Origin of the sequence: Mesorhizobium sp. M1334 (assembly GCF_040317995.1) — a bacterium.
Classification (GTDB): domain Bacteria; phylum Pseudomonadota; class Alphaproteobacteria; order Rhizobiales; family Rhizobiaceae; genus Mesorhizobium.
This window is the reverse complement of sequence record NZ_JAMYLM010000027.1, coordinates 11,502-30,262: the sequence shown is the minus strand read 5'-3', so window position 1 is coordinate 30,262 and position 18,761 is coordinate 11,502. Positions and strand designations below refer to the sequence as shown.

Below are 18,761 nucleotides of genomic sequence, written 5' to 3'. Positions count from 1 at the left end.
ATGGCGTCGAATGACCTCCTCAACATTCTGTCCCCCGACTCCATTGCGATTATCGGTGCATCCAAGAATCCGGCCAAGCGCGGATATCGGTCTCTAAGGAAACTGCTGGATGACGGCTATGCGGGAGCAATCTATCCGATTAATCCGAAGGAAAGCGAAATCTGCGGCGTTAGGTGTCTGCCTGATCTGGGCAGCCTGCCGGGGCCTGTCGACCTTGCGCTGGTCTGCACTCCCGCCGTGACGGTTGCGTCAGTCATCACCGAATGCGCCGCGAAAGGAGTGCGCGGTGCCGTGGTTCTGGCGGGTGGCTTTGGCGAGGCTGGCGATGACGGCAAGCGGCTCCAGGATGCAATGCTAGCCGCTGCGCGGACTGGCGGGGTGAGGATCATCGGGCCAAACACCTCGGGCATGTTCAACACTCACAAAGCCTGCAATCTCGTCGGCTTTTCGGACTTGCGGAAGGGTAGCATTGGCCTTTTGTCCCAGTCGGGCAACATGGCGCTGTCGCTCGTCACCGAAGCTCAAGCCAACGGGCAGGTAGGTTTGAGCACTTATGTGGGGGTAGGTAACGAGGCTGATATCCGCTTCGACGAGTACCTCGACTACTTTGCGGCCGATCCCAACACCAACGTGGTGATCGCCTACGTTGAAGGCCTAAAAGACGGCCGCCGCTTTTTGAATGCCTTGAGGCGGATCTCGCTAGAGAAACCAGTTGTCATTTACAAGTCGGGTCGGACAAGTGCCGGACGGATTTCCGCAAAATCTCATACCGGCGCTTTGGCTGGCGAATATGCGGTCAGCGAGGGCGTGCTGAGGCAAGCCGGCGCAATCCTTGCACACCGGTCCGATGAGATCCTGCCGATAGCGGAGGCGCTATCATTACTGCCCCCCCTGCGTTCGCGCCGCCTTGCCATCCTTGCGGACGGCGGAGGTCACGCGACAATTGCCGCCGACGCCTTGTCAGAGCGCGGACTGGCGCTCGCCCCGCTGAGCGAAGAGACGCGGCGGCGGCTTTCGGCGATACTTCCTACGTCCGCATCGGTCATCAATCCTGTCGACGTAGCCGGAGGCACGGATTCGGACCCCTCGGTTTTCGCCGCTTGCGCCGAGATTCTCTTGCAGGATCCGATGGTGGATGGACTTCTGATATCCGGTCTTTACGGCGGCTACGCGCTCCGTTTCTCTCAAGACCTGCTAGCAGCAGAAATCGATGCCACGAACCTCATCGGCGCAATGCCACGCCGGTTCGGCAAGCCCGTGGTCGTTCACAGCCTGTACAGTGTGCTTCAGGCAGATCAGCGGCCGTTACCACTCCTGGGCATGCACCGCGCAGGCATCCCAGTGCACAGCTCTCTGGAAACGGCCGTGCGATGTATGCAGGCCTTGGCAGAGCGCGGTGAGGTGGGCCGCACCTTTGCATCGTCGCCGCCAATGCGAGCGCAGAACGGCAGAATCTTTGAGCAGGTTCTTGTGCGCTGTAGGGCCGAAGGCAGGCGGGTTGTTTTGGAGCACGAAGGGCGAGCCAGCTTGCGCGATTTCGGGCTGGATCTCGCTCCGGCTTTGCTGGCTGGGGATGAAAAAGAGGCCGAAGAGGCTTTTCTCCGTCTCGGCACAAAGCCCGTCGCTATGAAAATCGTATCTCGCGACATCCTGCACAAGACTGAGGCTGGGGGAGTCAAACTCGATATCGCCGACGTCGCATCGGTGCACCGGGGCTTCCTTGAGATTGTAGCCAATGCCAAGGCGGCAGTAACCAATCCGCATGTTGCCGGCGTCCTCGTCAGTCCAATGGCAGCCAAAGGGGGCGTTGAAGTCATCGTCGGCATCGTGCGCGACGCAGCATACGGTCCCGTTATAATGTTCGGTCTTGGCGGAGTCCTCGTCGAAGTTCTTAGGGATGTAGTGTTCCGCGCGCTTCCGATCTCACGCAATGATGCCTTTGCAATGTTGGACGAAATCAAGGCGCAAGCGATTCTCGATGGCGTGCGCGGGAGAGCACCGGTTGATCGAGACGCGCTCGCCGACTTGATGGTGAGTATTTCGGATTTCGTTGAAGCCTTCCCGGAAATCGACGAAATCGACCTCAATCCCATCCTTGCCTATCCCGACGGCCTAGCCGTGCTCGATGTGCGCATTCTTCTCGTCGCGTCCTCCACAGCGCGGTCGATAGAGAAGCAGGGGATTGAGGCATGACGGATCTGCCAAAACTGATCGACTCGAAACTCGAGATTAGCGACCGTGTCGCCATGCTCGTGCTGGACCGCGACGACGTCCGTAACGCGCTCACCGGGACGGCCCTCATCGACGATATCGTGCGAACGATTGACTGGATCAATGGCGGTGCGGCCGTCTCGGTATTGGTCTTGACGGGAGCTGGCAAGGCGTTTTCCGCCGGGGGCAACGTCAAGGACATGCGGGACCGTAGAGGAAGCTTCGCTGGCGATGTCTTTGAGGTGCAGGATCGCTATCGCTGCGGTATCCAGCGGATCGCCCAGGCCATGCACCGCCTGGAGGTACCTGCCATTGCTGCGGTCAACGGCGCGGCAATCGGTGCTGGTTTCGATCTGGCGACCATGTGCGACATCCGTATTGCAGCAGACGACGCGGTATTCGGTTCCACGTTCATCAATCTTGGCATCGTACCGGGAAATGGCGGTGCCTGGCTCCTGCAAGATCTGATCGGTCCCCAAAGAGCGGCGGAGCTGATTTTTACCGGGCGTCTGGTCCGCGCCGAGGAAGCTGTACGACTGGGAATCGCGCTCGAGATCGCGGCTGCCTCCCAATTGCAGGCGCAAGCGCTGCAGCTTGCCGCAACCATTGCTGGGAAACCCCCTCAGGCACTCCGACTCGCCAAACGGTTGCTGATGGCGGCGCAGCGATTGGACCTCCCTGATTACCTCGATCTCTGCGCGGTGTTTCAGGGCATGTGCCACAATACTTTGGATCATCTAGAAGTGGTCGAAGCATTCCTAGACAAACGGCCTGCCCTGTTCCAAGGGCGCTAACAAGTCGCGGGCCAATCAGTTTTCCACGCCGGTCATTCTGGAAACTCATTATGGGACATGAGTGTGGCAGATGCTTCGCGGTTGACGTTAGGTTAGGGAAGTCGGTGAGCGCAACGCGAGGAACCAGTGCGGCATGCTTATCTCCAGGCCGCTCGCCGGCTGAAGGATCGCGGATGCTCCGCGATTATCTCGAACTGCGCGTATTCGGTATTATATCGCGACCTGATCAGAGAAACCGTCGGCCTCCCCACCGTGACATCCAGCCTGCTGCTTCTACCGGTTCTCGCAGCTATTACACCGCCGAGACAGAAGATCGCATTCATCTGCTTTGATCCCACCGGCCCTTTCTCACGCGCATTTGCGTGCCGCGTGGCCAGAACTGCAGGCAGACAGGATCATTAAGGCCGGGATTGAGGAACCGGAAGCGTGGCGACAGATAAACCGACCTGACGCCGTTTACGACTGGAACCTTATCGGGACCACACTGAGCCAACTTTGCGAAAATAAGTTGCGGAGCGAAATTCTTGGCGGGATCATCGTCGAGTGCTGTGCGTTTTCGCCCTTTGTTCCTCAGATCCAGAGTATGCTTCAGCGGCCCACCTTTGGCATCATTTCTGCGGTGCACGCGTTGCTACCATGATCATGCGGCGCGTTTGGCGCTCCGTCTCCTCAGTCCATTGAGGCGCTACGTGGCAATGTCAAGATAAGGTGAACGCCTTGGCCCCAGCCAAACTCGATCTGTATGATCTTAAAATTCTCGACGCCATTCAGCGCGACGGGCGCATTACCAAACTCGCGCTGGCCGACAAGGTCGGATTGTCGCCGACGCCTTGCTGGATGCGGCTGCGAAAGCAGGAAAAGGCCGGCATCGTTTTGGGGCTATCACGCCAGGATCGCCATGCGTTTGATCGTCCCGACTGCCACCGTGCTGAGGGAGGTGACGCTGGCCAGCCACCGCCAGGCCGATTTCGACCGCTTCGAGCGCGTCATCCGCGACATCCCCGAGATCGTCGCCTGCTGGTCGGTGGGCGGCGGAGTCGACTATGTGCTGAAGGTGATGGCGCGCGACGTCGATGCCTACCAGCGGCTGGTGGACGGCTTGCTCGAGCGCGAAATCGGTATCGACCGCTACTTCACCTACATTGTTACCAAGACGGTGAAGGATGAAACTGTTTTGCCGGTGGCCGAGCTGTTGCCGGCGCAATCGTAGTGGCGCGTCCACAGAGATCTTCTGGCCGAGGCGTACAATAGCGGGCCGGCATCCAATCGGCCGCTGTCTGTCGATGGCGAATAGTCTCCCTGTTCAGGCCTCGACCAGTCCCCTCACTTTGCCCGCTCGCATCCATGAGGCGCTCGACTGCCTCGCGGTGCCTGGCGCTCGAGGCCAGACCATATCGGTTTCGCTCCCCTGCCCTCTCGGCGCACTACTTGTGCGGCATGCAATAGACTCCCTCGGATTCCATCAGTACCGCGCCACCCTTCAACTCGCTCAGTGCGCCGACCCATGCTTGCGAATAAGTGCGGCTGGCATCCACGGCCGTCAGCCAAAGAACGCGATTGTCGGCCAGTTCGACTTTAACCTCCTGCTGCAAAGGGCTTGCCTGAACGGTCTGTTGATAGTGGCGTTTGATCCTGACATTGCTGGCCGGGAACTCAGCTTCGTTGCTGCCGTAGTTCAGCACAAACCCAGAGCGGTCCTCAGTCACTGAGCAACCGCCATCACGCTCGCATACAATCTTGGCAGCGGTCTTGCAGTCCCATTTCAGTGAAGCAGGCCACATAGGATTGTCCACGCTTGATCGCGGCTTGTCGCTCTGACCAGCCGCCGTCAACACTGCGCCTGTGTTCAAAATCACAGTGGACAGGAGAAGCGCCTTCAACACTACAAACCTCCCTGAATTGCGACCCCATAGTACCTCGTCCTGCGTGATCGCCTGGCTCATGGCATGTTGAGATTGAACCAGTTTTTCTGGCGCACGCTGTTCGCGTCATCATACTCGATGAACCAGGGCTTTCCGCGCATCGGTCGAGGGATGGTGTAGTAGGTGGGGACATTACCAAGGGAATGCCCTCCGATCGTTCCCCGCGGTCTGGATTTTTGCCGTCACCACCTTACCGTCGATTTCGATTTGGACCTGACGTGATCCGTCTCCATGATGCCCGCCGAGGCCGCTGTTTTTGAAAACGACGGGCAAGGAGAGCCTATCGGCCGCGATGCGGCAGATGTTCCGTTCTTGACCTAAGCCCGGCCGATCGGATTCGGAGCTGCCAACTGCTTGCCAGCCAGACGGACAATCCTCATACTTCTCAAATCTCGCCGCGCTGGAGTTGGCTTGCGGACAGGTCGGCCAATTAAAACCCGGGGCTTCCATCGCCGCAATCAACTTGTAAATTGGCGGGTGGCATGAGGGGGTACCCTGCCAGTCGCCGGACAGACATAGGAGGACCTGACGGCCCCATTCTGACGCTTTTGATTGGGATGGAAGAGCTGCGGCGCCCGCGATCGCGACGGCAGCCCCCAGTAGGAATTTGAGTATGGTCATAGCCTTTTCCTCGCTGCAGATTTGACAGTTTACTATGGATGATCCGCGCGAAAAAGGACAGGTCGAAAAGGCAGGTTTGTGCGACTACATCGATTTATGAAACGAGACGACGGAGGCGTGGTCAACAACCCGTTGCGCGCCAACATTGCACTGACGCTCGAGCGGGAGAGAGCCAGACGCGGCCTATCCCATATGCACATGGCCGAACTGTTTCGGACCCCCGAGGGCGAAAAACTGGCCTATCGAACCTACATTCAGACTGTGCGTCAGACTGAGCTGCGATTTTTTCAACCAATTCATCGTCGAGGTCGACCACGTCGGTCAACTTGGTCCAGGGCCATGTCAGGCTGGGGCCGTACTTGGAAAGAAAGTCGCGCATGCCTGCCTCCCCGCCGGCAATGCGATACGTCTCAAATAGCCCCATCTGCGCCCAACGAAGCCCAAACGAGTAGCGAATGACGTTATCCAGCGTCTCGGTATCACAGATGCCGTCCTTGATCAGCCAAAGGGCTTCCCGCCAGAAAGCCTCGAGGAGGCGGTCGCCAACGAATGCGTCGATCTCCTTCTTGATAATCAGGCCTGTCATGCCGACGGTCGCAAGCTTGGCCTTGGCGTCTTCAAGCGCTGATTTCGAAGTTTTCTGCCCACCAACCAACTCGGCAAGGGGTAGCAAATAGACAGGGTTATAGGGATGAGCGACGAACATGCGCTCGGGATGCTTCATGTCGCGCTGCAGCTCGGTCGGCATCAGGCCAGAAGTCGAAGAGCCGATCAGAGCTTGCGGGTCCGCAGCAGCGTCCACCTGATTGAGTACACGGCGCTTAACTTCAAGACTTTCCGGCACACTCTCCTGAACCCACTGCGCGCCCTGAACAGCCTCCTCCAGAGACCTGCTGAAGCTCAAGGTGCCTCTGGCTGGAAGCGGCGCTTGCGTGAGCATCTCATAGGCACGCTCGGCATTGGCCATGACCACTGATACGAGCCGCTGCGCGTCCGGATGCGGATCGAAGATCCTCGTATCAATACCGGCCAAGACAAATCGCGCCGCCCATGCACCGCCTATAACGCCGCCGCCAATACAGGCTGCTTTAGTGAACTTATCCATGTGCGCTTGCGCTTCCTATCCCGGTTTGACGGCGGTTATAAGGACAGCGGGCTATGCCCGCTGTCCTGCAGGAACCTGGTTATCGCTTGGTCAGCTTGAGCTTGCGACGCACCTCATCGGGACCGATGATTTTGCCACCCATGCTCTCAACGATATTCACGGCACTTTCGACCAGTTGGCCATTGGTGGCCAACTGGCCCTTGGCGACATACAGGTTGTCTTCGAGGCCGACTCGGATGTTGCCGCCAGCCAGCACTGCCGCGGCAGGATATGCCATTGCATCGCGGCCGATGCCAAAGGCTGAAAATGTCCAGGTCGGCGGGATGGCGTTCACCATCGCCATGAATGTGGTCAAGTCATTGGGGGCACCCCACGGAACCCCCATGCACAGCTGAACCAACACCGGATCTTCGATTTGGCCCTCTTCGACCAGCTTCTTGGCGAACCACAAGTGCCCAGTGTCAAAACATTCAATCTCCGGCCTGACACCAAAATCCGTCATCATCTTGGCCATCGCGCGGAGCGTTCCCGGCGTATTGGCCATGATGTAGTCCTGCAGGTTGAAGTTCATCGAGCCGCAGTCGAGTGTGCAGATCTCAGGCGCACATTCAGCGATCGGCGCGAACCTCTCGGTGGCGCCGATAACGTCGGAGGACGGCGCCAGCGGAAACGGCTCCTCAATGCTGCCGAAGACAATTTCGCCGCCCATTCCTGCGGTGATGTTCAGCACGATGTCGACCTCGGCCTGGCGGATTCGGTCGGTGACCTCTTTGTAGAGTTCGTTCTTGCGGGATGGCGCGCCAGTCTCAGGATCGCGGACGTGAATGTGCGCGATTGCAGCGCCAGCCTTGGCGGCCTCGACTGCTGCAGATGCGATCTCTTTGGGAGACCGAGGGACGTGACGTGACGTTGACGCGGTATCTCCTGAGCCCGTCACGGCACAGGTGATGAAAACTTCTCGGTTCATAGCAAGGGGCATCAGATTGTCCTCTTCGTAGGAGCGATGATCGTCGGCAGGCCCCTGCCCCTTTCAACAAAGTGGCGGTGGCTTGCTTTGTAGCGGTGGGAAACAGCGGGCCGAACGTGATTAGGGCGCGCTGGCGAGCGAAGCCAAAGTCAGTATTCGGTAGCGATGGTTTGACCATCCACTGCTAGAGACTGTCCGGAGATGATGCGGCCCTGGGGACTGCAAAGGTATACCATCATGTCTGCAATATCATGCATGCTCACCAGTCTTCGCATAGACTGCTGCTCGAGCATGGTCTTGTTGATCTGTTCCATAGATATTCCGCGTGACGCCGACGCCATCAGGTTCACGCGTTCCAGCCTAGGCGAATCAACGTTGCCGGGGCAGATCGCGTTGACGTTGATATTGTGCGGACCAAGTTCCATGGCCATGACCTCGGTCAGTCCGATAATGCCGTACTTGGCGGTGCAATACGGCGTGCGAAGCGAGTAAGGCAGAAAGCCCGCTGTCGAGGACATATTGACGACAGTCCCGCCTCCCGCCTGCTTGAGGCGCGGCACTGCCGCCCGCGCACAGTAGAATGCGCCGTCGACGTTCACCGCGAGGGTCGCTCTCCATTCTTCATCCGTCACATCTTCGACCGGCTTCGAGGGACCAGAAGTCCCGGCGTTGTTGATCAAAACGTCCAAGCCGCCCAGGCGGCGATCGATTTCCTCGAACAGCTTCGCCACCGCCTTTGAATCAGACACATCAGCTTTGACTGCTATAACGTTCGCCTTTTCCTCGGCGTTTCGAATTGCCTCATCGTCGACGTCGCAAACGAGTACTCTCGCGCCCTCGGCCACGAAATGCTCTGCCACGACTTTCCCGATTCCGTTAGCGCCCGCTGTAATAAGAACGCGCTTATCTTTTAACGCCAGATCCATCTTGCTCTCCCGATCGCATGAGAAGTTCCCGTCTCTCCAGGCTCCCCGCCCGGAGGCGCAGTCTTTCGAGATAGAATGGTCATTATATATCCCATTGGCCATCGTCAAGATCAGCGCGCAGCTCAAAGTTAGATTCCCAAGGCAACCTATCACTGCCGGATAGCTCTGCGGTAACGGTCGAACGTGGGCGAAGCGTTCCCCCTATACACAGCAAGTAATTGATTATGCGCATTTTCCCTAGGGCGCGATGTCGAGTCTTTCGCGAGCCGCTGCGAAGCCTGCCTTCACCACCATTTGATATGGGGAGGACGCCAGACTGCTCAGTCTAAGGCGGTCGGAATGTAACGGGCATTATACGTAGGAGCTGCGGCACTCGTACACCATGGGCCGTCTCAGCCATGCCTGATTGGTTACGTTCTGTCTTTTCGTCAGGTCGCAAACAAAAACGATGACACTCGAGGCCTAACGTTGGCCGCTACGTCGCCCCCATTGATTGTAAAGTGCTTTCTAATTCTCAATTCGCTTTCGCACCGATAGAGGTGTTTCGTTCTGCCCAGCCGCGAATTAAGCTCAAATGTAAGCGGAGCTGCGATCTTTGCACCGAGCTTGTCCAGACTGCACGATTTGTGACGCCACCGGCTCCTAGGCCAAAAATGAAGGTAATAACCGACCGAAGTACGGTTTCGAAGACCTCGGGGGACCAGTGGTCGCTCTCCGGCCAAGCGGCGCGGATCACATGGTCGTAAATCTTTCGACCCTCGAGATGGAGTGTATGATTGAGCTTCCGATATTCGGCATCCGCAGCAATTACGCCCCAGAAATTGACCCAGATAGTACTGTCGTCAGCATGAAGTTTTGACGCGGGTATTGAGACGTCAAGGAGCGTTGCGAGATCCCTTTCTCCCTTCTTCAGCAGGCGCGCAATCTTGCGTTCGATATTGAGAAATGGAACGCGCAAGGCGGCAGCTATGATGTCTGCTTTGCCCTCAAAATAGTGGGTTATCATTCCTGTGGTGACGCCTGCTGCGTTGGCAATATCGATCATTGTTACGGCGGAAATACCCTTCGCCGCTATGGCTTTGCCAGCGGCCTTGGCAATCCGGAGCCGTGTTTCCTCAACGTCCACTTTTTTTGGCATGGCCTTGTAAACTATCTCCAGGACTCACCTTGGCCGCCGCAACGGCGGTGCGGTCCCCGTATACGGGGGGATGCATACTCCTAACAAGCAATGTCTAAGCCGCAGCCCGGACCTTACCGCTTTTCGCATCATGCCGAGTATATAACCCGCATGATCTAGAAGCGAAAAGCTGCATCGACCTAGTTGCCTCTCCTGAGTCTTCCCGCACCCCGCTCCCAGGTTAGCTGCTCCCAGGTTAGCTGGCGCTTATCAATGTTTGGTATTAATATAACAAAATGCCCGCGTTCCCGCGCCGATGGTGTCGACCGGGTTCCGGATTCGTGGGACAACCTTGGCAAGGTACTGTTTCTCGGGGGCTTGCATGAAGCGTCCCCGAAATAATGTCACTCGGCAGGCTACTTTTTTACGAGGCGTCGCCTCGTTTCAACATGCTAGCCTTCAGGTAAACCGGCTCACAAATCCAATGGGGAACAACGATGGGCGGATGTAGTTTGTTAAATCCGTTTGCATGCGGCACCCTGCCCGTGGCGCAGTGGGTCAGCGAAGCGTTGCGCTGGCTGGTCGATAACTACCGTCCGGTCTTCCAACTTGTGAAGGCGCCATTTGATACGGTCCTTCAGTCGGTGGTGTCTTTCATGACGTCCGCGCCGCCGTTGGTGGTAGTCGCCGTGATCGTTCTCTTAGCATGGCAGCTGGCGAGCTGGCGTCTTGCTGCCGTTTTGGGCGTGATTCTGTTCTTCGTAGGCTTCATCGGCGTCTGGACGGAATCCATGATCACGCTGTCGATTGTTCTGACCGCGCTGATTTTTGCGTTGGCCATAGGCATTCCGGTCGGCATCCTGCAACCCGTTTCGAGTGGCTTTATGCCGTCCTTAGGCCAATACTCGACGGAATGCAGACCATCCCTGCATTCGTGTACCTCGTGCCCATTGTCATGCTGTTCGGCATCGGCAACGTGCCAGGCGTGATCGTAACGGTCATCTTCGCAGTCGCCCCCGTGATCCGTCTGACTTATCTGGGTATCGTCCAGGTGCCGGAAGAAGTGATCGAGGCGATGAAGAGCCTTCGGTGCAAACGACCGCCAGTTGCTTCTGAAGGCCCAGCTGCCGCTGGCGCTCCCAACAATTATGGCCCGCGTCAACCAGACGCTCATGATGTCTTTGTCGATGGTCGTTGTCGCTTCAATGATCGCCGTTGGGGGGCTCGGCCAAATGGTGTTGCGGGGCATTGGCCGCTTGGATGTCGGGTTGGCGACCACCGGCGGGCTTGGCATTGTAGCCCTTGCGATCGTGCTCGACCGCCTCACACAGGCGCTGGCTAGACCCCGCCGTCGGCCTGGCGAGATCTGGGACCATGGACCTGTTGCAGCTTTTAAGCGCATTTTGGCGCTATTCAAATCGTCGTCAGTTCAAGGATCTGGCCGGAGCCCAAAAGCTTACGAGCTAGGCGCTCCCACCAAGGGTGCAAATTGAAAGCCCGCGTAACCATAGGTATCGTGCCATGGGCTGGACGGGCTGGTCAGGCCCTGGGGACGAATCTGCAAGTCAAGAGGGCGTGGGGTAGATCGTTTCCGAATACCGTGCCAGCCCACAAATTTGGTGATCGATGAATAAGCCTGTAATCCAGTGCTCCGGCGTGTGGAAGATTTTTGGGGACCGCTCTCCTGCGGCCTATCGGGCAATCCAGGAGCAAGGCCTCTCCAAGTCGGACATCCTGAGACAGTTCGGCTGCGTAACTGCTGTGGCCGATGTCTCGTTTTCCGTTAATGAAGGCAAAATCTTCTGCATCATGGGGCTCTCGGGGTCAGGTAAGTCGACCTTGGTTCGGCATATCAACCGGTTAGTGGAACCGACAGCTGGCGAAATTATCGTCGCCGGCCGCAACATCAACGCGTTGAACTCCAGGGACCTCCGAGCGCTTCGCTCTGCAAGCGTTGGAATGGTCTTCCAGAACATGGCCTTGCTGCCGCACAGGAACGTTGAAGACAACGTTGCGCTAAGCCTGGAACTCCGCGGCACCAAGCGTTCAGAACGGTCTGCCAAGGCACGGGAAAAGCTCAAGCTCGTTGGCCTTGAGGAATGGGCCCATCGCTATCCCGAAGAACTATCCGGAGGCATGAAGCAACGCGTAGGCTTGGCCAGGGCCATGGCGGCCGACCCAGAGATCCTGCTGATGGATGAGCCTTTTTCAGCATTGGATCCGTTGATCCGGCGGCAGTTACAGGCGCAATTCATGGAACTCTCGAGACTGCTCAAAAAGACCACCATCTTCATCACGCACGACCTCGATGAGGCGATCCGGCTGGGCGATCGTATTGCAATCATGAAGGATGGTCGATTTGTACAAGTCGGCACGCCTGAAGAAATCGTCACGGCACCGACCGATGACTATGTTGCCGATTTTGTGAAAGGAATATCCAGGCTGGACCTGGTGACTGCACGCAAGATCATGAAACCGATCGACGGCTCCCAAGCGCCGGCGCACAGCCGTGCTACCGCAAGCGCCGACGCGACTATTGGCACCCTAATAGGAATGGCAACCGACCACGACGGGGACATCACCGTACTCGACGATAAAACGCCCATAGGAACGATTTCCCGCAAGGATCTGCTCCTCGGCATTAAGGGGTGAAGGTCTATCAGATCAGCGAAGCGTTAAGGGTCGCTTCTCAAGGCTACGGCTTTCTCATGCACCGCACTGCCAAACAATTCCCGAGCATTTCCATTCATCAGGCGTGCGGCCAGCTCGGGAATATCCGAATGGTCCACCCAGTTTCGCTGGACCAGGTTCGAGAGCGTCTCAGCGATGCCCTGGCGCGCGATAACGCTGTGGCCAACGACATTTTCCACCATGATATAGTCGCCTCCAAAGGTCAGCACCTTGTTTGCCGGCACGGCAACCAAGAATTCCGTTAGGAAGCGCACGCTCGCCACCGGATTGACAATCCAGGCCCAGCACAAATCCACATAGGCATTGCTATACTGTTTGCACAGAGCAAGGATTTCGTCCTGGTAGGGATAGCCAATGTGCATCAGGACAAAACGGACCTCGGGGTAGTCCTGCAGAAGGCTGCAAAGGTCTGCGGCGTTTTCCTTTACCCATGCAAGCGGCATGGAGTCCCTGGTGGCAAAGTAGCCGGTATGCAGCTTCACGGGGAGACCGTATTCACCAGCTTTTTTGACGCAATAGTGGAAAAGGTAATCCTGTAGAACCTTTTCCCCATGGGGCCCGATAAATGGCCGCTCGGCATGGTGGGCTTTGAAGAAATCAGCGGCAGAGCGTTTCGAAACATGTTCGAAATTCAACCGCCGCGAATAGGCCCCCTGGTATTTGACCGCTACGGCCTGCTTTCCGTAGCGCTCGAAGAAGTGGTCGATCGCGGCAAGCCAATCCTCAAAAGTTTTTATGGTCAGACCGGTCTCGCTCTCAACCTTGCGAAGGTCGGCGGCGCTACACCGGCTGAGCTCCAGGATGCTAATATCCTGCTTCAGAAGCTCTGGTGACTCGCTCTCCATGAAAATCCGCTCAAGCGAATTGACATGGCAGTCGGTTAACCTGCTGACATTCTTCAGCACATGCTCATAATAACCAGGCTTTTTGAGGTCATGGTATTTGCTGGCAAGCTCATCCACGTGCTTCAGCGAAAACGACTCGATTCCGTACAGGTTGCGCAATGTGTGGGAGAACGCCTGGGCGTAGCCCGTGTGCTTGATACGCTCCCAGAACGGGTGTACGAGCTTGAACTTGTCAATCGATGGCGTCTCAGGATCGTAAAAACGCAATTCGTCCGCAGTGCTCATCCCCGCGCAGTGGAGGTCATCCTGCATATATTCTCTGAAAAGCAGGGCCCAATCATCGCAAGGGAAGAGCCAGCCGCTCGACCCCTTCGTCCGTCGTGACTCCTCTACGATGTGTTCATGGGTGTCTGCCAGGTCCGTTTCAGCGACAATCTGTTCAATCCAGTCCATATTGTCCTTCATTCAATCGTTCGCTGATGGATCAGGCCGAGCCTAAACCTAATGCCGGCAGAATTCATAGAATCCCGCCGGCAGACGTTCAGGCAATAGGCAAAATCCGAGAAGCGGTCGCTAATTATTTAGCGGCCTTGGCTTCCGCAATCCACGCGTCCCACTGCGTCGTGTGTTTGGCCTTCCAATCCTCGGCGTGAGCAAGAACCTGGGCGGCCGAGGTCTGACCTTCGTGCTCGAGCAGATTCTCGGCATTAATGTCCTCGATCGGGACTGCCACCAGTTCGAACCACTTGCGTGCGGCCGGATTTTTCGTCAGGAAATCCGTGTTAGCGATCACGTGCTGGGTGTTTACGGGAAACCCGGTATTTCCAATGCCAGGCACCTCAGTGACGGCACCAACCTGGTCGTCTGGCAGCGCCGTTGACGTCACCGTCAGCCATGCCACTTCCTGACCGGGCCGCAGGACAGCGCTCAGCCAATTCGGCGTCCACGCATAATACAGCGTAGGCTTGCCTGCCTTGATGCGCTCGATCGCATCGGCAATGATCGTTTCATAGCTGCCCTGCAGGTGATGCACTGTGTCTCGCAGGCCGTAAGCATCCAGCTGGTGTTCGATGACGCGTTCGCAGCCCCAGCCGGGGTCGCAGCCATAGAGGTCGGCCTTCCCGTCGCCGTCGATATCAAACAGCTTGGCGATAGCCGGGTCTTTGAGCTGGTTAATCGTCTTGATGTTGTTGGCATCAGCCGTCTTCTTGTCAATCAGGTAGCCCTGAATGGAGTTGGTCACCAGGGTGCCCACGGGCTGCAGCTTCGCTTCGCCTCCGGCCTGTTCAAAGAAGGACTTATGAAGAGGGTTCCAATAAGCGGGGTAGTAGGTCGCATCGCCGTTGGCAACCGAGACGAACGCCGCCTGCATCTGCATGGAAGCCGAGTCCTTCACGTCATATCCGAGGTCCTTGAGCCCGAGGCTCACCAGATCCCCTTGAAACCATTCATTGACATAGTTCTGATCGGCAGGTTGGACGGTAACCCCTTTACCGGGCAAATCGTCTGCGACAGCCCCCGTCACAGCTGCCGCACTAAGCATCACAACTACGAGGGCCTTCTGTAGCCCCATCCTGCCATTCAAGCGCATCCACGTTCTCCCTTCTGTTATGGTTCACCGCCAAGATCCGACACTGCCAATTTGGTGCTCAGCATGCTCGGAACCCCAGTACCCCATCATTGGAGCGCAACGAGCGGGGCATTGAAACTGCAAAATACTCATGTGTCAGTTGAGGTGATAAAGACGGCAGCGCGGACCCCGAAGCTTGAGCTGCCAAGCTCGCGAAAATTTACCCGCTCGAGGTGCGCGGCATCATTCCGCAGCAGCGTCTTCAGAGGCTGGCGGCCCGTGAAAGCAATGCCTTAACGTCTGTCGTTACATCGACAACGTATTTCGGGTCTATCGTTTGTCGGGACTCGAGGATCCTTTTCCCGACCATGTAGGCCCGCGCGTCATTGATCGCGTCGACAGCCAAAAGCTGCTGCCCGCGGTAATACCAAATCGACCGCGATCCCGCTTCAACCGCACGCTCTACAACGCGGTCGTAGCCCGCGTTCAAGCCCGCAATCTGGAGCTTTACATCATATTGATCGGACCAAAACCAGGGTTTCGCTTCATAAGCCTGTGTCGCCCCGAGAATGTTTTTAGCCACAACCTCGCCGTGATGGATCGCGTGTCCCACGCTTTCAAGGCGGATGCGGCCGCCTCCATGCGGGAAAGATGCGCATTCTCCCACTGCCCAGATGTTTTGGTCGGAGGTACGGCCGTAAGCGTCGGTTCGGATGCCGTTCTCTATTGCGAGGTCCGCTTCCTGCGCAAGCTGTGTTCTCGGCATGATGCCAATGCCCACAATCACAAAATCAGTCTCTAGCTCTGTGCCGTCAGCCAAGATGGCACCGGAAACGCGGCCCGAACCTACGAGGCGATCGAGTCCGGTATTTTCCCGAATGGCGACGCCATTGGACAGATGGAGCTCGCGAAAGAAGTTGGACGTTTCGGGGGCCGCGACACGCTGCAGGATCCGGGGCGCCATCTCGATCAGGGTGACGTTGAGTCCAAGCTTGGCCCCAACCGCCGCGGCCTCGAGGCCGATATATCCCCCTCCGATTATCAGGAGTTTCCGGCCGGGACGGAACTCGGTCGCCATGACATCGACATCCGCGATATTTCGGACAGTATAGACCCCCTGTAGCAAGCCGCCCTGGGCCTCAGGCAATTGCCTCGCTGTCGAACCGGTCGCCATCGCGAGATGGTCATAGTGGAAACTGTCACCTCCAGCCCGCACTGTGGCGTTTGCCCGATCAATTGCGGTAACAGCTCTACCGACCGCTAGCTTTATGCCATGATCCCCCCAGAAGGACGCCGCACGAAGCGCCATCCTATCCACTCCAACATGGCCGAGCAGATAGCCTTTCGACAATGGCGGGCGTTGATAGGGCGCGACGGGCTCGTCACCAATCAGCGTTATGAGACCCGGATATCCGAGTTTACGCGCTTCCGCTGCGAGCGATGCTCCAGCCTGCCCTGCACCAATGATGACAATGCCAGGCATGTTATTATCCTTGGGCTGTGAGTAGCGAGCCGTACTTTCCGGCTCGTTCAGCCCTGTCGTTCCGGCAACTGCAGGACCAGGCCATCAAGCGCCCCGTTGACTTTGATCTGACAAGTCAGCCGTGAGCGCGCTGGGTCCGGGGCATAGGCGAAATCCAACATGTCCTCTTCCATCGGTTGCTTGGCAGGAAGCTTCGCCACCCAACTGAGGTCGATATAAGCGTGACAGGTCGCACAGGAGCAGCCACCGCCGCAATCAGCCTCGATACCGGGAATATCGTTGTCCCGGGCGCCCTCCATGACCGTCGCGCCTGCTGGCACGTCCACCACATGCGCTTGGCCATTGAATTCGACATAGGTGATTTTGACCATTTGCCCTCCTTCGGGCCGACGCGACGGATGCATCTGGCGAAACCCGCAGGGGCGGCATCTGTCTCGCCTTACCCTCGCGGTTGCCTAAATCCGCGCGGGCGCTCTACTTCCTGCGCATCTCTTTCGTGCGTATGCGCGTCTGCGCGGTGGCCTCTTCCGAACCGTCGTGAAAGGTGCCGAACCACTTGTCACAAGGCACTTCGGGTTCGCCGTAATTGCACTCGAAGTAGCGGTGGTGCAGCTGGTGAAAGAAGTCGCCCACCCTGAGCCCGGTATCACGATCCTCACCTAGGGTGACCGACTCGTATCCGGCATGGGAGCTGACCGCTAAAAGCACCTTTTGCTGAAGATGAAAAATGAAATGAATCGGGTGTGAGGCGAGCAGCAAGTGGATAAACACAGAACTTAAGTACGCAACATGCTCGATCGGATGCATCGACATGCCTGACCACGGACCAACGTTGACGTTCCGATGATGAAGGGAATGGACGCGGTTGTAGACCAGTTTCGAGTGCAACAGCCGATGGATCCAGTAGAAGTGAAAGACACCGTAGAATGGCAGAAAAATGAACCACAGCACAAACAGGACCGGATGGGCGGCTGCGTCCAGCAGAGGCATATAGCCGTTTGCGTAGGCCCAGAGCCCCAGGACTTCATAAGCCGTCCAAACCGTCACGCCGCTGGCAACCGACCAGAACACGTTGTCGAGAAACTGACTGCTGAAGGTGAACAACGCATTCTTCTTGTGAAACGGGCGCGCGTCGTATCGGAGGCGATCACCCTGCATTTTGAACGTATAAAGGTAGAGATGCATGCCGCCTGCAACGAGGGTGATCAGTATAAGATTACGAACATAAACTCCTGCAATCCAATCGAAGGCGAAGGTACGTGCCGTCTGCAGGGAAGGCGACAGATAAAACCAGGTCAGGATCGACACACCTACGACGATGAGACGGTCCGAAATCGGCAGCCAGGAATTCCAAATGAGCCTTAACCCTTCGGCAGGTCCGCGCTTCAGATTGAACACCGAGCGGTCTTGCAGTGGGAGATCAGGCTGAAAGTTCCAGGTCGACTTGGCAGGCAGGGTGACCTCAGGCTTGGTCGCATCATGTGCCATATCACTATCCTTTGTGTTCGGTGCCGACACCACTTTCTCCAAGCCGAGCGCGGAATGCTTCAAGCTCATGGGGCTTCATGGAGATGGACACGTCTTTGTAGGGGAATGAGCCGTCGCGCACGCCCGCCTGAAACGCTGTGAGAGCCTCTCGACGTTCGCGCTCAGTCTGTTCCTGCAAACGCCGAACGTTTCCGTACGCGTAAGCGTGGCGTGGTGCGTTTTCGGTCTCACCGCAGATATCTTCCGAGAACAGGAAAGTGACGTCTCCGCCAGATCCCGAGCCGATCGAGAACGTGATCAGGTTGGTCTGCTTGTTAAGTTCTTCCAGGACTTGCTGGGGAACCAGCTCGACTTCGACAGCAAACGCTCCGGCTCTTTCCATAGCCCGGAACCTGTCGGCGAGCTTTAGGGCTTCGTCTGCGGTCGTACCGTAGGCCCGCAACCCGCCGATCCATGTGCTATATGGCGGGACAAGCCCCACGTGGCCCATCACGGGGAAGTCAAGATCGGCCAGCATCTTGATCGTGTCCAGACTCCGGGTCGTGTAAAGGGCGTCCGCGCCCTCGTCCATCGCCCGCATAGCGCCATTCAGCACATCACTCTCGGTCGGGTGATCGATCAGCATCAGCGCGGCCGTGACGAACGTATTGGGCGCAGCCTCGCGCACTTCCTTCATCATCTGAACGCGCGTAATAATCGTGTCGATGCCGGCGGCGGCGGCACGAGCAGCCTGCTCGCCATTCATCGCCGTCACCTCCGTCAATTGCTGCTTGCCCTTGTTGGCGCGCAAATCTGCCACGGTCCAGTTGCGCTGGGCAGGGCGGTGACCGAATGTGAAAATGTTGCGCAACTTTAGTACCTTCCTGATGCGACCGCAGGCGACCTCAACCCATTGAGGGATATTGCCGCCGCTCGTGTTGTTCAAATGAATTCCGGCGCCCGCTTGCATTCCCTGAAGGAATGCAAGCGCTGAGGATTGAAGGAACTGGCGCGACACTCCGCCTTCAGCGAAGGCGGACAC

General features: G+C 57.4%; 15 protein-coding genes and 3 pseudogenes. 6 read left to right on the top strand and 12 right to left on the bottom strand.

Translation table 11 applies throughout. From position 1 onward, the window contains the following. The 3 genes and pseudogenes from NKH17_RS28835 to NKH17_RS28825 all read left to right on the top strand — a co-directional run bounded on the left by NKH17_RS28835 (position 1) and on the right by NKH17_RS28825 (position 4,215). Positions 1 to 2,193, top strand: a complete 2,193-nt coding sequence (locus NKH17_RS28835; protein WP_352973036.1) for an acetate--CoA ligase family protein — start codon at positions 1 to 3, stop codon at positions 2,191 to 2,193. Continuing rightward, positions 2,190 to 3,005, top strand: a complete 816-nt coding sequence (locus tag NKH17_RS28830) for an enoyl-CoA hydratase-related protein (protein WP_352973034.1) — start codon at positions 2,190 to 2,192, stop codon at positions 3,003 to 3,005. The genes NKH17_RS28835 and NKH17_RS28830 overlap by 4 nt, the downstream gene beginning before the upstream one ends. A gap of 717 nt (positions 3,006 to 3,722) precedes the next feature. Then, positions 3,723 to 4,215: pseudogene (locus NKH17_RS28825) on the top strand (Lrp/AsnC family transcriptional regulator). 214 nt (positions 4,216 to 4,429) lie between these two features. On the opposite strand, the gene NKH17_RS28820 reads toward NKH17_RS28825, so the two are convergent. The 6 genes and pseudogenes from NKH17_RS28820 to NKH17_RS28795 all read right to left on the bottom strand — a co-directional run bounded on the left by NKH17_RS28820 (position 4,430) and on the right by NKH17_RS28795 (position 9,684). Beyond that, positions 4,430 to 4,888 carry a hypothetical protein gene (locus NKH17_RS28820; protein ID WP_352973032.1) on the bottom strand — a complete coding sequence of 153 codons (459 nt, stop codon included), beginning with the start codon at positions 4,886 to 4,888 and terminating at the stop codon, positions 4,430 to 4,432. Between the two features lie 171 nt (positions 4,889 to 5,059). After that, complete coding sequence (locus NKH17_RS28815; RefSeq protein ID WP_352973030.1) at positions 5,060 to 5,548, bottom strand: hypothetical protein; 489 nt, start codon at positions 5,546 to 5,548, stop codon at positions 5,060 to 5,062. A gap of 205 nt (positions 5,549 to 5,753) precedes the next feature. After that, positions 5,754 to 6,653 (bottom strand): annotated as a pseudogene (locus tag NKH17_RS28810) (3-hydroxyacyl-CoA dehydrogenase NAD-binding domain-containing protein); the annotation flags it as partial. 79 nt (positions 6,654 to 6,732) lie between these two features. Continuing rightward, complete coding sequence (gene bcoG, locus NKH17_RS28805) at positions 6,733 to 7,632, bottom strand: 3-dehydrocarnitine:acetyl-CoA trimethylamine transferase BcoG (RefSeq protein ID WP_352973028.1); 900 nt, start codon at positions 7,630 to 7,632, stop codon at positions 6,733 to 6,735. A gap of 137 nt (positions 7,633 to 7,769) precedes the next feature. Next, positions 7,770 to 8,546, bottom strand: coding sequence for an SDR family oxidoreductase (locus NKH17_RS28800; protein ID WP_352973026.1), 777 nt, complete (start codon positions 8,544 to 8,546; stop codon positions 7,770 to 7,772). 514 nt (positions 8,547 to 9,060) lie between these two features. Next, complete coding sequence (locus NKH17_RS28795; protein WP_352973025.1) at positions 9,061 to 9,684, bottom strand: TetR family transcriptional regulator; 624 nt, start codon at positions 9,682 to 9,684, stop codon at positions 9,061 to 9,063. Between the two features lie 685 nt (positions 9,685 to 10,369). Between NKH17_RS28795 and NKH17_RS28790 the strand changes: the two are divergent. The 3 genes and pseudogenes from NKH17_RS28790 to NKH17_RS28780 all read left to right on the top strand — a co-directional run. Continuing rightward, positions 10,370 to 10,702 (top strand): annotated as a pseudogene (locus NKH17_RS28790) (hypothetical protein); the annotation flags it as partial. 109 nt (positions 10,703 to 10,811) lie between these two features. Continuing rightward, positions 10,812 to 11,156, top strand: a complete 345-nt coding sequence (locus NKH17_RS28785) for an ABC transporter permease (protein WP_352973110.1) — start codon at positions 10,812 to 10,814, stop codon at positions 11,154 to 11,156. A gap of 133 nt (positions 11,157 to 11,289) precedes the next feature. After that, the gene (locus tag NKH17_RS28780; protein ID WP_352973023.1) at positions 11,290 to 12,315 is read left to right on the top strand and encodes a quaternary amine ABC transporter ATP-binding protein; all 1,026 of its coding nucleotides are present in this window, start codon (positions 11,290 to 11,292) and stop codon (positions 12,313 to 12,315) included. A 23-nt stretch (positions 12,316 to 12,338) separates the two neighbouring features. On the opposite strand, the gene NKH17_RS28775 is transcribed toward NKH17_RS28780, so the two are convergent. The 6 genes from NKH17_RS28775 to NKH17_RS28750 all read right to left on the bottom strand — a co-directional run bounded on the left by NKH17_RS28775 (position 12,339) and on the right by NKH17_RS28750 (position 18,761). Continuing rightward, positions 12,339 to 13,664, bottom strand: coding sequence for an amidohydrolase family protein (locus NKH17_RS28775; RefSeq protein ID WP_352973021.1), 1,326 nt, complete (start codon positions 13,662 to 13,664; stop codon positions 12,339 to 12,341). 112 nt (positions 13,665 to 13,776) lie between these two features. Next, complete coding sequence (gene proX, locus NKH17_RS28770; protein WP_352973018.1) at positions 13,777 to 14,790, bottom strand: glycine betaine/L-proline ABC transporter substrate-binding protein ProX; 1,014 nt, start codon at positions 14,788 to 14,790, stop codon at positions 13,777 to 13,779. Positions 14,791 to 15,031: 241 nt separating this feature from the next. Next, positions 15,032 to 16,252, bottom strand: coding sequence for an NAD(P)/FAD-dependent oxidoreductase (locus NKH17_RS28765; RefSeq protein WP_352973016.1), 1,221 nt, complete (start codon positions 16,250 to 16,252; stop codon positions 15,032 to 15,034). Positions 16,253 to 16,299: 47 nt separating this feature from the next. Then, entirely contained in the window at positions 16,300 to 16,623 is a 324-nt protein-coding gene (locus NKH17_RS28760; protein ID WP_352973014.1) for a 2Fe-2S iron-sulfur cluster-binding protein, read from the bottom strand. A gap of 103 nt (positions 16,624 to 16,726) precedes the next feature. Then, positions 16,727 to 17,809 carry a sterol desaturase family protein gene (locus tag NKH17_RS28755; RefSeq protein WP_352973012.1) on the bottom strand — a complete coding sequence of 361 codons (1,083 nt, stop codon included), beginning with the start codon at positions 17,807 to 17,809 and terminating at the stop codon, positions 16,727 to 16,729. After that, the gene (locus NKH17_RS28750; RefSeq protein WP_352973010.1) at positions 17,745 to 18,761 is read right to left on the bottom strand and encodes a 3-methyl-2-oxobutanoate hydroxymethyltransferase; all 1,017 of its coding nucleotides are present in this window, start codon (positions 18,759 to 18,761) and stop codon (positions 17,745 to 17,747) included. The genes NKH17_RS28755 and NKH17_RS28750 overlap by 65 nt, the downstream gene beginning before the upstream one ends.

What these genes read in the sequence shown, in the direction of transcription:
- NKH17_RS28835 (WP_352973036.1), top strand. Translation starts at nt 1, where the DNA reads ATGGCGTCGAATGACCTCCTCAACATTCTGTCCCCCGACTCCATTGCG.
- NKH17_RS28780 (WP_352973023.1), top strand. Translation starts at nt 11,290, where the DNA reads ATGAATAAGCCTGTAATCCAGTGCTCCGGCGTGTGGAAGATTTTTGGG.
- NKH17_RS28785 (WP_352973110.1), top strand. Translation starts at nt 10,812, where the DNA reads ATGGCCCGCGTCAACCAGACGCTCATGATGTCTTTGTCGATGGTCGTT.
- NKH17_RS28795 (WP_352973025.1), bottom strand. Translation starts at nt 9,684, where the DNA reads ATGCCAAAAAAAGTGGACGTTGAGGAAACACGGCTCCGGATTGCCAAG.
- NKH17_RS28815 (WP_352973030.1), bottom strand. Translation starts at nt 5,548, where the DNA reads ATGACCATACTCAAATTCCTACTGGGGGCTGCCGTCGCGATCGCGGGC.
- NKH17_RS28760 (WP_352973014.1), bottom strand. Translation starts at nt 16,623, where the DNA reads ATGGTCAAAATCACCTATGTCGAATTCAATGGCCAAGCGCATGTGGTG.
- NKH17_RS28775 (WP_352973021.1), bottom strand. Translation starts at nt 13,664, where the DNA reads ATGAAGGACAATATGGACTGGATTGAACAGATTGTCGCTGAAACGGAC.
- bcoG (WP_352973028.1), bottom strand. Translation starts at nt 7,632, where the DNA reads ATGCCCCTTGCTATGAACCGAGAAGTTTTCATCACCTGTGCCGTGACG.
- proX (WP_352973018.1), bottom strand. Translation starts at nt 14,790, where the DNA reads ATGCGCTTGAATGGCAGGATGGGGCTACAGAAGGCCCTCGTAGTTGTG.
- NKH17_RS28755 (WP_352973012.1), bottom strand. Translation starts at nt 17,809, where the DNA reads ATGAGCTTGAAGCATTCCGCGCTCGGCTTGGAGAAAGTGGTGTCGGCA.
- NKH17_RS28765 (WP_352973016.1), bottom strand. Translation starts at nt 16,252, where the DNA reads ATGCCTGGCATTGTCATCATTGGTGCAGGGCAGGCTGGAGCATCGCTC.
- NKH17_RS28800 (WP_352973026.1), bottom strand. Translation starts at nt 8,546, where the DNA reads ATGGATCTGGCGTTAAAAGATAAGCGCGTTCTTATTACAGCGGGCGCT.
- NKH17_RS28830 (WP_352973034.1), top strand. Translation starts at nt 2,190, where the DNA reads ATGACGGATCTGCCAAAACTGATCGACTCGAAACTCGAGATTAGCGAC.